This window comes from Acidimicrobiales bacterium, from assembly GCA_035294085.1.
In the GTDB taxonomy this organism is placed as follows: domain Bacteria; phylum Actinomycetota; class Acidimicrobiia; order Acidimicrobiales; family Bog-793; genus DATGLP01.
Genome location: DATGLP010000004.1, coordinates 95,106 through 107,915, shown reverse-complemented (window position 1 = coordinate 107,915; position 12,810 = coordinate 95,106). Strand labels below are relative to the sequence as shown.

Annotated in this window: 13 protein-coding genes; 6 read left to right on the top strand and 7 right to left on the bottom strand. The window is 73.9% G+C overall.

The features are described from left to right. Window positions 1-19: 19 nt before the first annotated feature. Both VKV23_01140 and VKV23_01135 read right to left on the bottom strand, forming a co-directional pair. The gene (locus VKV23_01140; protein HLI14643.1) at window positions 20-709 is read right to left on the bottom strand and encodes a DUF4389 domain-containing protein; all 690 of its coding nucleotides are present in this window, start codon (window positions 707-709) and stop codon (window positions 20-22) included. Window positions 710-809: 100 nt separating this feature from the next. Then, complete coding sequence (locus tag VKV23_01135; protein ID HLI14642.1) at window positions 810-1,031, bottom strand: hypothetical protein; 222 nt, start codon at window positions 1,029-1,031, stop codon at window positions 810-812. Between the two features lie 764 nt (window positions 1,032-1,795). Here VKV23_01135 and VKV23_01130 point away from each other — a divergent pair. Further along, complete coding sequence (locus tag VKV23_01130; GenBank protein ID HLI14641.1) at window positions 1,796-2,686, top strand: G1 family glutamic endopeptidase; 891 nt, start codon at window positions 1,796-1,798, stop codon at window positions 2,684-2,686. 96 nt (window positions 2,687-2,782) lie between these two features. Here the strand turns inward: VKV23_01130 and VKV23_01125 are convergent, their stop codons facing one another. The 5 genes from VKV23_01125 to VKV23_01105 are packed head-to-tail and all read right to left on the bottom strand — an operon-like array spanning window position 2,783 to window position 8,702. After that, window positions 2,783-4,210 (bottom strand): dihydroorotase family protein, encoded by a 1,428-nt coding sequence (locus VKV23_01125; GenBank protein HLI14640.1) that lies wholly within the window; start codon window positions 4,208-4,210, stop codon window positions 2,783-2,785. 27 nt (window positions 4,211-4,237) lie between these two features. Continuing rightward, window positions 4,238-5,674 (bottom strand): MmgE/PrpD family protein, encoded by a 1,437-nt coding sequence (locus VKV23_01120; protein HLI14639.1) that lies wholly within the window; start codon window positions 5,672-5,674, stop codon window positions 4,238-4,240. Continuing rightward, window positions 5,671-6,513 (bottom strand): cyclase family protein, encoded by an 843-nt coding sequence (locus tag VKV23_01115; protein ID HLI14638.1) that lies wholly within the window; start codon window positions 6,511-6,513, stop codon window positions 5,671-5,673. Before VKV23_01115 ends, VKV23_01120 begins: the two co-directional genes overlap by 4 nt. Then, window positions 6,506-7,756, bottom strand: coding sequence for a CoA transferase (locus tag VKV23_01110; protein HLI14637.1), 1,251 nt, complete (start codon window positions 7,754-7,756; stop codon window positions 6,506-6,508). The genes VKV23_01115 and VKV23_01110 overlap by 8 nt, the downstream gene beginning before the upstream one ends. 28 nt (window positions 7,757-7,784) lie before the next feature. After that, window positions 7,785-8,702 (bottom strand): hypothetical protein, encoded by a 918-nt coding sequence (locus VKV23_01105; protein ID HLI14636.1) that lies wholly within the window; start codon window positions 8,700-8,702, stop codon window positions 7,785-7,787. 45 nt (window positions 8,703-8,747) lie between these two features. On the opposite strand from VKV23_01105, the gene VKV23_01100 reads away from it, so the two are divergent. From VKV23_01100 to VKV23_01080, 5 genes are read left to right on the top strand one after another with little or no spacing between them, the layout of a single operon-like run. Further along, a complete protein-coding gene (locus tag VKV23_01100) occupies window positions 8,748-9,809 on the top strand; it encodes a methyltransferase domain-containing protein (protein HLI14635.1) in 1,062 nt (353 codons plus the stop codon). Next, entirely contained in the window at window positions 9,806-10,156 is a 351-nt protein-coding gene (locus VKV23_01095) for a hypothetical protein (protein HLI14634.1), read from the top strand. The genes VKV23_01100 and VKV23_01095 overlap by 4 nt, the downstream gene beginning before the upstream one ends. Next, on the top strand, window positions 10,153-11,016 hold the full coding sequence (locus VKV23_01090) for a DUF4437 domain-containing protein (protein ID HLI14633.1): 864 nt from the start codon (window positions 10,153-10,155) through the stop codon (window positions 11,014-11,016). The genes VKV23_01095 and VKV23_01090 overlap by 4 nt, the downstream gene beginning before the upstream one ends. Before the next feature lie 2 nt (window positions 11,017-11,018). Beyond that, a complete protein-coding gene (locus VKV23_01085; GenBank protein ID HLI14632.1) occupies window positions 11,019-11,951 on the top strand; it encodes a hypothetical protein in 933 nt (310 codons plus the stop codon). A 28-nt stretch (window positions 11,952-11,979) separates the two neighbouring features. Next, entirely contained in the window at window positions 11,980-12,807 is an 828-nt protein-coding gene (locus VKV23_01080) for a DUF4437 domain-containing protein (GenBank protein ID HLI14631.1), read from the top strand. The last annotated feature ends 3 nt before the right edge of the window (window positions 12,808-12,810 follow it).

The window sequence follows — 12,810 nt, the reverse complement described above, 5'->3', positions numbered from 1 at the left end:
CACCTCCCCTCGCCGCTCCTCACGCTGCGAGCGGCAGCTGCTTCGGCTCGAGCGGGGTGCCTGGGTCCGTCCCGCCGCCGTCGAAGCGGAAGGGCGGGTACTCGTCTCTGAGGAGCGCGACGTAGGCGAGTACCCGGTAGCACCAGCGGTTGAGGCCCATCGTCACGTCGAAGAGCTGCACGGGGTAGCTACCGGTCAAGGCGAGGACGAGCGCGCCCGCGAGCGCCAGGAGCGCGATCACGCCGCCGCCACCAGCGATCCGCCAGGCGCCGTCGCTGCTGAAGCCGAGCCCGCCGACGAGGACCGCCACGACGACGTACTGCGGGATCGCGAGCAGCCACCACTTCACGAGCACGAGGCTCCGCGAGAGCCGCTCGGGGCGCTCGACGTGGAAGTCCGCCGGATAGCCGGGGTCCGAGCGGAGGCTGAAGGGTGGGTAGCGGTCGGTGCCGAACGCGCCGATTCCGTAGAACGAGACACGCCACGTCCAGCGGATCACACCGACGTTGAAGTCGAAGATCCGACGGGGGTAGCGGCCCGTGACGAGGATGGACAGCCCTGCGACGATGGTGAGAACCGTCGTCGCGAGCCAGAGCCCCGCGAGGCAGAGGAAGTGGGGGATCAGGAGCGCCCACTTGACGAGCCACAGGACGCGGTGGAGCGGCTCGTCGAGCCGTCCGTCGAGGCGAACTGGGTACGACTCGGCCATCTGGTCACCTCCTGGGGCCGTCACGACGAGGCGACGAAAGCCGCCGAGCGACCACCACCCGCGCCGGTCCGGCTGGTCCGAGGGAGCGGTGCCGGTCGGTTCACGCTGGCGTCCCCGCGAGGAGCCGGTCGGCGATCGAACTCGCCCACGCCCTGACGGCCTCCCAGTCCCGGAAGTCCCCCTCGACGCCCCGGAAGACCAGGAGCGCAGCCCGCTCCGAGCGACGAAGGTCGCGCCGATCGAGCCGGCCGGGGAAGGTCCTGTGCTCGCGAGCGCGAGTGGCCGCGAGCACCGACGGCAGGTCCGCCGGACCGCTGCCCATCTGCTGGACGAGCCGGCGCGTCGGGTCGCGGACCGGTCCGCTCGAGAAGAGCCAGACCGGTCGACCCGGCAGCTCCGCTCCGACGCGCCGGGCGAGCCTGATCGCGGGCGCCAGTGGCCGAGGTACACGGCGCTCCCGAGCACGACGGCGTCGAAGGGCGACAGCGGTCCCACCGCCTCGGGCGAGGCCACGGGGACCTCGAGGCCGCGAGCGTGCAGTACGTCGCCGATCGCGTGCGCGATCTCTTCGGTCGAGCCGCGACGAGATGCGCCAGCGACGAGGACCTTCATGACCCACCTCAACGCCGAGGACGACGGCCGAATGGCTCGGTCGGCTCCAGGCTCCCGGTCACTGCTTCGCGCGCGAGGCGCTGTCCCGAGCCGTCCGCGACCAAACCTACGAGCGGCCGCGCCGCCCCCCCAGGGGCGAACGACCCTTCTCGCCGGCTGACCGCTGACCCCGATCGACGCTCGAGTCTCGGGACGCCTCGGGCGTCTCGGGCGACGAGGTGGCCATCGAGGGCAGCGAGGTAGCACCACGGCCGCGGAGCGCGCCCTGCCCCGAGAGCGGGCCGCACCCTTCCTCGGCGCTCCGAGACCAGAATCCCATGGGATCCCTCGAATCCGCCGCCTGGTCGCGCGCGCCGGCACGCGCGGACGTGGAGAACCGGGACGGCACGTCGGCAGCAGCACGTAGACAGTCGAAGCGCCAGCGTGGACAATAGGCGGCGGCGCGCGAAGCGCCCTCGAACGCGGAGGCGGCCCATGAGACGCTCCGGAATGCGTGCTCGCAGCCTGGCGGGTACGAAGGCAGTCCTCCTCGCACTGGGCGGCCTCCTCCTCGGCGGCAGCCTCGCGCCCGCGCTGCCCGCGGTCCGGCTCCTCGTGCCGCCGGGCCACCGCGGCCACGCGCCGGCGCTCACCTTCCCCCTCGCCTACGGCGGCAACTACTACGGCTGGACCTCGTCGAACTGGTCGGGCTACGCGGTCACGCCCGCCACGGGGCCCGCGGGTCCCTACACCTCGGTCAGCGCGTCCTGGACCGTGCCGACGCTCGTACCGAGCCGCCGCGCTACGTACTCGGCCGCGTGGGTCGGCATCGACGGCTTCGACAACGGCGAGCTCATCCAGACCGGGACCGAGCAGGACTACTACCGGGGCGCCCAGCACGACGCCGTGTGGTGGACGACGAACGAGGCCGGCTTCGCCGAGCAGCCGTTCACGACGCTCAGCTGCTCGGCCTGCTCGTTCACCGTGAGCCCGGGCGATCGCGTCCAGGCGTCGATCGTCGAGACCTCGGCCGACACCTGGACGGTCACCGTGGCCGACCTCACGACCGGCGTGAGCGGGACCGCCACCGGCATCTCGCACGTGGGCGCGGGGGCCTCCGCGGAGTGGATCGTCGAGGACCCGGCCCTCTCGGTGAACGGCCGTACGTCGCGGCTCGCCCCGCTCGCCGACTACGGCACGACGAGCTTCGACGACGCCCTCGTCAACGGCGGCCCACCGGGCCTCGTCGCCGGCGCCGCGGCGTCGGACGCGGGCCTCATGGTCCAGCACGGCCGCGTCGTGTCGACGCCGTCGTCCCCCGACGCCAACGCCGACGGCTTCGCCATCGCCTACGGGCCGACCCCGCCACCACCGCCGGGCACCTGAGCCGGCGGCAGGCGTCCCCCCGCCGCGGGACCCGGCGGTACGCGTCCCTGGGGGACGCGCCATCGGGAGACCGGCGCCCGGTCCTCGGCCGTCGCGTCAGCGCCGCAGGTAGCGACCGGGCCAGCCAGCGGTGACCTCATTCCTGTCGAAGACGACCTGACCGCGCAGGATGGTCGTCGTCGGCCACCCCTTGACGCGCGCCCCCTCGAAGGGCGTGTGGTCCTGGGCGGAACGGAGGAGCTCCGGCGTGACGTGCTGCTCGAGCTCGAGGTCGACGACCGCGAGATCGGCGTCGGAGCCGACCGCGATCGTCCCCTTCCGGGGGAAGAGGTTGAACGCCCTGGCCGGCTGTGCCGCGGCGACCTCGGCGATCCTCGCGAGCGGCAGACCGCGTCGGTGGTGGCCCTCGGAGAGCAGGACCGGGTAGAGGAGCGCCGTCCCGCCGAACCCGGGCAGCGCCGGCCACAGCTCGTCGCCCTTGTCGGCCTCCATGCAGCAGGCGTGGTCGCTCGCCACCCAGTCGATCGACCCGTCGACCACGGCGCGCCAGAGCGCCTCGTTGTCGCGCCGGGTGCGTATCGGCGGGTTGACCTTCCCGCCCAGGCCCTTGCCCTCGAGGTCCTCGGTGGCGAGCACGAGGTGGTGCACGGTCGTCTCGGCGCGCACGTCGAGCGACGGGTGACGCCGGCGCAGGTCGCGCACGACGTCGATCGCGACCTCGCTCGAGAGGTGCAGCAGGTTCGCCGGGACTCCGGTCGCGTCGACGAGCACCCCCGCCTCCTCGATGGCGAGGCGCTCGGCGAGCGGCGGTCGCGCCGCGGAGTACTCGGCGAGCCCCGAGAGCGAGGGGTCCCGCTGCGCGCGCTCGATGAAGATCCTGAGCAGCTCGGGCTGCTCGCAGTGGAGGCTGACCGACACGCGCCGGCCGGGCCCGCCTGCACGGCGCGCCTCCTCCATGATCGTGAGCAGGTGCCCGAGGTCGTAGTCGTCCGCCATCGTGTAGCTGGCCGCGTCCCGGCTGTCGGCGGCCAGGTTGAGGCCCTTGTAGAACATGTAGTACTTGAAGCTCGAGACGCCCAGCTCCTCCACGAGGAACGGGATCTCCCCGACGTGCTCGGCGCTCATCGGCGCGAGGTGGAAGCCGAAGTCCGTCCTGGCGTGCCCCTCGACGCGTGCCAGGACCTCCGGGAAGATCTCCCGGTAGGGGCCCGAGCGCCCGAGGTAGTGGCTTCCGGTGCGGAAGTACGAGAGCACCGAGGTGACGCCACCGACGAGCGACGAGGTCGTCTCCGACTCGGCATCGGCCGTCAGGTCACGGTAGATCCCGAGGTGGAAGTGCGCGTCGACGCCACCGGGCAGGACGAAGCGACCCCGGGCGTCGACGTGCTCGTCGGCATCCGCCGGGGCGATCTCCTCGAGGAGGGCGGCGACGCGCCCGTCGCGCACGCCGACGTCGGCGCGGCACTCCCCCACGAAGGGGACGACGAGCGTCCCGCCCGTGACCGCGAGATCGAACCGTGCCATCGCTCGCTCCCCTCTCTCCAGGCTCGCCTACGCTCCCGGCGCGCCGGTCGCGCCGCGGCCGCCCCCGAGGCGCTCGAGGATCTCGCCGGGTCGCTCGAGCCCCTCGAGCCCCGCCACGAGGTCCTCGAGCTCGGCGGCGGCGGCCGGGTCGAGGGCGTGCCGGACGTTGTCCTCGAACTTGACGGCGAGCTCCCGAGCCGACAGCGGGCGCCCGGGGCCGCCCCGATTGGCCCAGACCTCCTCCACGAGCTCGGCCCCTCCGGCGGTGCGCGCCCGCAGGCGCGCGGGGAACTCGTTCGGGAAACGCTCGCTGCAGGCCGCGTCCTCGACGACGTCGACGAGCGCCATGAGGGCCCGACGGCTCGGGTCGCGCGCGAGCTCGTCGGTGAAGTCCTCGAGGCCGAGCCCGAGGCCGTGGCCACCGAGGAGCGCGGCGACGACGGTGTAGGGGCCGCTGAACTGCGCCTCGTAGGCGGTCTTCGGCGCGCGCTTGGCCTCGATCGGCTCGCCGATCGTTCGCAGCGTCGGACCGGCGACGCCGAGCGTGAGCCGCTCGACCTCCGCGGCGCGAAGTCCCCTCGCTCGCAGGGCGAGTGCCGCGTCGATCCCGGCGTGGGTGAAGTGGTTCGCCGGGTAGGGCTTGAACCGAATCGCCGGCACGGACCACGCCTCGCCGAGGCCGTCGAGGATCGCCCCCTCGTCGAAGCGCCCGTCGAGGAGCGCACGGAACAGACCGAAGCGACCCTCGAGGGCGCTCGGTGCCCCCGTGAAGCCGAGCCGGGCGAGCCGTGCCGCGCTGATGCCGGCGTGCGCCGCCCAGCCGCAGTGCAGGCGCTTCACGTTGCCGCCGGTGCGGTTCGACTCGATGATGCCGCTCGCCATGCTCGCCGCGATCGCCATCGCGTGCAGCACCCCCGCTGCCTCGAGGCGGTCGAGGCGCGCGGCCGCCCCAGCTGCGGCGATCGCCCCGCAGATCGACGTGGCGTGCTGGCCGCGGTCGAAGTAGGTCGAGTTGCGCGCCGCCTCGTCGTAGCCGGCCATGCCGAGCCGCACGCACACCTCGAGGCCGACCGCGACCGCCGCGACGAGCTCCCGCCCGGGCGCCCCCGCCGCCTCCGCCGCGGCGAGGCACGCCGGCACGATCGTCGCGCTCGGGTGCACGATCGAGGGCAGGTGGGTGTCGTCGTAGTCGAGCGAGTGGGCGAGCGTGCCGTTCACGAGCGCGGCGAGCGCGGCCGGCAGCGTCTGGCGGACCCCGATGGCGTGCGCCTCCCCCGAACCGCCCTGGGAGGACGCGTAGGCGGCGATCGCCCGGCTCGTGTCGAGGTCCGCCGCAGCGACGCAGATCCCGAGGGTGTCGAGCACCCGCGCCTTCACGCTGCGCACGACCTCGGCGGGCAGGTCCTCGAGGCGCGTCTCGGCGACGAGGCGCGCGAGGCGCTCGAGGAGCGTCGCCTGGCTCATCGCAGGCTCGCGCTCCCCGGGCGGCGGGCCGCGAGCGCGAGGGGTCGGACCGGGGAGCCGGTCGCACCGACGAGGGCAAGCGGCGCCATGACGAAGAAGAACTCGTAGACCCCCGCCGCGGCGAGGCGCTCGAGGTCGAGCATCTCGACGATGTGCACGCCCGCCTCGACGAGGAGCACCCGGTGCGCCGGCAGCAGGGCGTGGCCCGCACCGGGCGCGAGGCGCTCGAAGGCGATCGTGTCGTCGCCGACGGCGCGCGGCGACGTGGCGGCGAGCCAGCGAGCGGCGGCCTCGCCCGGTCCCGGCACGCCCGAGCTGCGGCCGATGTAGGCGTCCCGGTCGTCGAAGAGCTGCCCCCAGCCCGTGCGGATCAAGACGACGTCGCCGGGGCGCGGACGGGCCTGGCTCGACGCGCAGGCCTCGAGGTCCTCGGGGGTGATCTCGTAGGCGGGCGCGCACCGGCCCAGGCCGAGCGCCCTCGGCACGTCGAGCAGGACCGCCCGGCAGACGAACGGGGCGACCGTCTCCACGCCGAGGGCGGCGAACCGGCCGCCGCGCTGCGCGTCGTCGGCGTCGAGCCCCCCGTACAGCCGGCCCTCGAAGGAGACGTGGCAGAGGGCGTCGAGGTGGGTACCGACGTGGCCACCGGTGACGATGACCTCGTTCGCCGCCGAGCTCCCGTCCGCCCGCACGACGTCACCGTGGCGACGCTGCAGGGCGAGCCGAAACTCCGGGTGGTTGGGCGACTGCGGCATGCCGGCGAACATCGGCCGCCCGAGATCGAAGACCTCGATCCCTGTCTCGAGCGCCGCGAGCAGGGCGTCGGGAGCCTCAGGCAACGATGCCCCGCTCGCGCAGCCGCTGGATCTCCTCGGCCTCGAGCCCGAGCTCGGTGCGAAGCACCGCGTCGGTGTCCGCGCCGAGGCGGCGCCCGGCGAAGCGGATCGCGCCGGGCGTCGCCGACATGCGGAAGAGCACGTTCTGCATCCGGATCGTCCCGAGGTCGTCGTCGGCGACAGCGGTGAAGACCTCGCGGTGGCGGACCTGGGGGTCGTCCATCAGCTCGGCCGTGTCGTAGACGGGGGCGACGGCGGCGTTCGCCTCCTCGAAGAGGGCGAGCACCTCGTCGCGCTTTCGCGCGCCGATGAAGCTGGCCACCATCGTGTCGAGCTCGTCCGCGTGCGCGGCCCGCCCCGTGCCGGTCGAGAACCACGGCTCGCGCGCCACCTCGGGGTGGCCGACGAGCGCCATCACGCGCGCCGCGACGCTCGTCGCGCTCGTCGACACGGCGACCCACCTGCCGTCCGCGCAGCGGTAGGTGTTGCGCGGGGCGTTGTTCGCCGACCGGTTCCCCAAGCGAGCCGGCAGCTCGCCGAGCTGGTCGTAGGCGATCGGCTGGGGACCGAGCACGGTGACGAGCGGCTCGAGGATGGCGAGGTCGACGACCTGGCCGCCTCCGGAGCGCGCGTCGCGGTGGTAGAGCGCGAGCACGGCAGACAGCGCGGCGGAGATCCCGGCGATCCCGTCCGCCAGCCCGAAGGGCGGGAGCGTCGGCGGGCCGTCCGGCTCCCCGGTCATCGCGGCGAACCCGGACATCGCCTCCGCGAGGGTGCCGAAGGCGGGACGGTGCGCGTACGGACCGGTCTGCCCGAACCCGGTGACGCGCACGACGACGAGGCGCGGGTTGGACGCCTCGAGGTCGTCGACGGCCAGGCCCCAGCGCTCGAGCGTCCCGGGCCGGAAGCTCTCGACGAGCACGTCGGCGTGCTCGGCGAGGCGCCGGAAGATGGCCGCACCCTCCGGCTCGCCGAGGTCGAGGCCGATGCAGCGCTTGTTGCGGGCGACCATCTTCCACCACAGACCGATCCCGTCCTTCGCGGGGCCGTGCCCGCGCAGCGCGTCACCGAGGCTCGGGTGCTCGATCTTCACGACCTCGGCGCCGAAGTCGCCGAGGATCTGGCAGGCGAGCGGCCCGGCGAAGACCGTCGAGCAGTCGAGGACGCGGATCCCGGTGAGCGGGCCCGACGCCGCCGCCGTGGCCTGGTCGTCGACCTCTTTCCTTCTAGCGAAACTCTGTTCCACTACGAGGCCAGGCTAGCGGCCGTCGCCGTCACCGGTCAACGATGCCCTCGACGAGCTCGAAGAGCTCGCCGGAGGCGCCGCGGCCCACGACGCGACGAACGCCGCCGGGCCCACTGGCGACCGGCGTCAGCCGATCGCGAAGCGCTCCCGTCGAGCGATCGAGGCCTGTCGTCGCGAGGCTCACGAGGGCGATCCCCCAGGGGAGCTCGCCGGGCACGCTCGGGCGTGGCGTGGCCTCCCGGGGGTACTGGTCGAACTCGATGAGGCACGAGCCGTCGAGCTGCAGCGTGCTCAGGCGGTGCGTCGTGCCCTCGGGCAGGTCGAAGGCGTCGTTCAGCACCCGGATCGCGCTGTGGCGGTCCGAGGCCCGGCGGACGGCGAAGGCCGCCTCGTAGGCGGCCCGGGAGCGCTCCAGGTCGGCGCACGCGAGGACGGCGATGAAGAGGCGGTCGACGGGGACCGTCGGCTCCGGCAGGTCGAAGCCCTCGATCGGCGCCAGCCGCTGGGTGAGGTACAGCACCTCGTCGTCCGGCCCCGCAACCTGCATCGCGCGCAGCGACGCCGAGCTCGACAGGTAGGCCGGCGGCCGCAGGATGCGGAACGGGGAGTCGGCGAGCCGGCGAGCCGTGGCGTCGACGTCGGTGACGGCGAGCTCGAGCGCCGCCCAGCCGAGGTGGCGCAGCGGCCGGAAGCCCGCCGGCCGGACGCAGTCCACGAAGCGCAGCCGGCCGAACCGGGAGCAGCCGACGACGGCGAAGGCCCGCCCGGCCGCCTGCGGCGCACCGAGCGCGATCGCCTCCGCCTCGTCGAGCACCCCCTCGTCGACCTGCGAGTATCCCAGCCACTCGCAGTAGGCGGCGGCCGACACCGCCGCGCGCTCGCACGCGACCGTCGCCGACAGGATCGGCCCGAGCCGCGCTCGCCCTTTCGCAGCGTCGGTGCCCACGGCTAGAATGTAACGCAGTTCCGCCTACAGAAACTGGGGAGGAGCATGGCCCTGACGCTCGGGCAGCGTGCCCGGCTGGACTTCGTCCTCATGGCCCGCCGGGCGTGGGCGGCACAGGTCTACCCCGCGCTCGTCGCGAGCCTGCCGTCGGGCGAGCCCACCGCCGCGGCGGACGGCTGGGAACGCGCCGCGAACGCGGTGGCGTCCCGCGTCCACGCCAGTCCGATCTACCCCTTCTTCGCCTTCCTCGAGCGCGGCCTGCAGAAGCAGCTCTGGCGGACCGTGACCGACGCGGTGCGCGACGCCGAACCCGCAGACGAGGGCGCCAGCGGACCGGAGCTCGGCAGCCTCGAGCTGGACCCCGACCTCGAGCTGCCCCGCTGGTACGTCGAGTGCGACTTCCACCTGCAGCCCGGCGGGGTGTGGCAGCGCGAGGCGAACGCCCTCGTCTACCAGCTCGGGGCCCGCGTCGTCATGCTCGGGGAGAACGACGCCGCCGAGTTCCACCGCCGCTTCGTCGCCACCGCGATCCCGCCACGGCCGTACCGGCGGATCGTCGACCTCGGCTGCGGCTTCGGCAAGAGCACCTTCCCCCTCAAGGAGGCATTCCCCGACGCCGAGGTGATCGGCATCGACCTCGCCGCGAACCTCCTGCGGATGGCGCACCGGACCGCACGGCGCCAGGGGCTCGAGATCCGCTTCCGGCAGGCCGACTGCACGAGGACCGGCCTCGAGGACGGCTCGGCGGACCTCGTCAGCGCGACGATGCTCGTCCACGAGCTGCCCCCGCCGGTGACGAGAGCCTGCATCGCCGAGGCGGCCCGCCTGCTCCGGCCGGGAGGCCTGCTGCGCGTCCTCGACTTCCACCCCACCGGCGACCCGGTCCGGGACCTCGCCATGGTCGAGCACTCCGACCGCAACAACGAGCCGTACCTGCGCGAGCTGTTCCGGTCGGACGTCCTCGGCTGGTGCCGGGAAGCGGGCCTCGCGGACGCGAGGTGGCTGGCCTTCGACGAGCGTGGCGCGGGCAGGCTCGACGACGCGCGCTGGCCCGAGCGTCCCGAGTGGCACTTCCCGTGGGCCGTCCTCGAGGCGACGAGACAGTGAGCGCCCGACACGAGGCAGCGTCGCCCGAGGGCGGCCGAGACCTCTCCTTCTTCGACCCGCCGGCCATCGACCGGTTGCTCGGCGTCGTGCTGGAGCTCGCCGCCCAGGTCAACGAGGAGCGCTACCGCAGGCTCGCCCTCGAGCGCGTCCTCGCGCAGCGCGGCGTCCTCGACCCCGTCGAGCTCGAGGCACTCGGCGCGGACCGCGACTTCGAGGAGCACGCCCGGGGCGAGCTCGAGCGGGCCGTCGAGCGCCTCTTCGTCCCGATCGTGAGCGACGGGCACCCGCTGCGACCGCTGCGCGGGCTCGAGCCGAGGGAGCGACGAGGCGCGGGAGGAGGGAGATGAGCCGCCCGTTCATCGAGTTCGTCCAGTGCCAGACGCTGCCGTGGACGTCCGGCCTGTACGGCGGCGCCAGGCCCGAGGTCGAGGTCCGCGTGCTCAGCGTCGACGACGAGACCGGCGCCTCGAGCCTACTCGTCCGCTACCCGCCGGGCTTCGAGCGGCGCGAGCCGCACCGGCTCGCCTGCGACGAGGAGTTCTTCGTCCTCGACGGCTCCCTCGAGGTCGGCGACCTCCACTACGGTCGCTACTGCTACGCGCACCTCCCGGCCGGCTTCGAGCGGACGGCCATGCGCGCCCCCGAGGGTGCCCTCGCGGTGACCTTCTTCTCCGGCGAGCCGAGGCTCTCGAGCGAGCCGATGCGGCCGGACGACGCGGCGCGCCTCGTCGAGCGCGTCGACGCGCTCGAAGGCGAGTGGACGGGGAACTTCCACCCGCAGTTCCCGCCGGGGGCGGGTCGCAAGTGGCTGAAGCAGGACCCCGTGCGTGGCGACCAGACGTGGGTGCTCGGCACGATGCCGCTGCGCAGCGGCCGGCGCGCCGAGCGGCACCCGGTCGTCGAGGAGCTCTTCCTCGTCGCGGGATCGCTCGTCGGCCCGCTCGGCACGATGTACCCCGGCTGCTACTTCTGGCGCCCGCCCGGCGAGTGGCACGGCCCCTTCGGCACCCTGACGGGCAACGTCGAGCTCTTCCGCACCGTCGGGGGTCCTCTGACGACCGAGTACGCCGAGGCCGAGAGCGAGTTCAGCTGGCACCCGCCCTACGCGCCGATCGTCCCGACGTCGCTCGCCGACGCGCCGGACCGCTACCGGGCCTCGCTCGCTCGCTTCGAGGCGCTCGAGCCGGCGATCTTCGCGGCAGGCTGAGCGTGCCGGTCACCGAGCTGCGGATGATCTCCGCGGCCGTGCCCGAGCTCGACGCGGCGAGCGCCGCCTGGGCAGCGCTGAGCGGCCACGAGCTCCGCTTCGAGGGACCCCTCGACGAGGAGCTGCCCACGCTGTGGGGCCTGCCGACCGCGACCGGGAGTCGCCAGGCCGTCTTCGGCGCGCCGGGGTCGCGCCGCGGACTCGTGCGCTTCCTGTCGACCGACGAGGCGGCGAGGCGCTCGCGGCCGGTGGAGCGCCTCGGCCCCTTCGCCATCGAGTTCTTCTCCCGGGAGGTCGACGAGGTCGCGGCGCGTGCCACGCCCGGCAGCGCCTTCGCGCTGCGCAGTCCGCCGACCGCCTACGACCTCCAGGCGATCGGCTCGGGTGCCTGCCGGAGCCTGGCACTGCAGGGGCCGGGCGACCTGTGGATGTTCGTGACGACGCTCGACTGGGTCCCGCCCCCTCGCCCGCTCCCGCGCGTGCCCGACCTCGTCGGGCCGGCGGTCAACGCCCCGATCGCTGCCGTGGACCGCGCGGGGGCCCTCCGCTTCTGGCACGAGCTGCTCGGGATGGCCGTCCGCTTCGACGGCGTGGTGGGCGATCCCCACGTGAACGCCATCATGCTGGCACCTGCCGAGTGGGAGTTCCGCATCAGCGTGTTCTCCCTCGGCGACGGGCAGATGGTCGAGCACCACTTCCACCCGCCGGGACGGCTCGGCGGCGCGGCCGCGCCGGGCCGGAGCCTGCTCCCCGGCGTCACCGGGTACACGTTCGCCGCGTCGCGCCTCGACGAGCTCCTCGCGGCGGCCCGCCAGCTCGGCGTCGCGACCCGGGGGCCGGCCCGCTGCCCCGCCCCTCCCTACGAGGGCCGGCGCGTCGCCTGCCTCGTGGATCCCACGGGAGCGCTCGTCGAGCTCGTCGAAGAGGAGACCTAGGCGCGCCTGCGCCAGGAGGAGGAAGCCCATGGTCTACCAACGCCGGCACGTCGAGGTGCTCGACACGACGACCGTCCCCTTCGCACCGTTCACGATCGACGGTCTCGACGGCCCGCTCGAGCGCCGGCTCCTCAGCGAGGACCCCGCCGACGGTGCCTACACGGCGATCGTGCGCCTCCCGCCGGGCTGGCACCACGACGGGCCGTGGGCGCCGTCGACCGCCTTCGACGCGTTCGTCCTGACCGGCTCCGTCTCCTTCGGCGATCACGTGCTCGGGCGCTACGGCTACACCTACCGGCCGGCCGGCTACCCGAGCGGGCCGATCGCGTCCGAGCAGGGCGCGGAGCTCCTCGTCATGACCTACGGCGCGCTCGCGAGCGCCGAGAGCGACGAGGCGGTGCTCGGCGATCCCCGCGCCATCGCGGCGCTCGCGCTCGAGGACGTCCCCGTCCGCCAGCCACTCACCGACAAGGTCGGCCTCGGCCTCGTCAGCCAGACGCTGCGCCTCGAGCCGGACTCGGGCGAGCGGGTCTTCGTGATCTCCGTCGAGGAGGGCGGCTTCACCGACGAGCGCATCGAGTGGCACGACTGCATCGAGGAGATCTACACGATCGAGGGCGAGATCTCGACCGACCACCCGGACGACCGGATCGTTCTCGGCCCCGGCTCCTACTGCTTCCGTCCCCCAGGTATCCCGCACGGGCCGTTCGCGACCCTTCGCCAGCCCAAGCGCGCCCTCATCCGGGTGGACTGCACCCTCGTCAACCACTACTGCAGCCTCGAAGAGGCGCGCCGGATGTGGCGCGACTACCCGGCGGAGCTCCTCGACCCGGTCGTGGCGGCGCGCATCGCCTGAGCC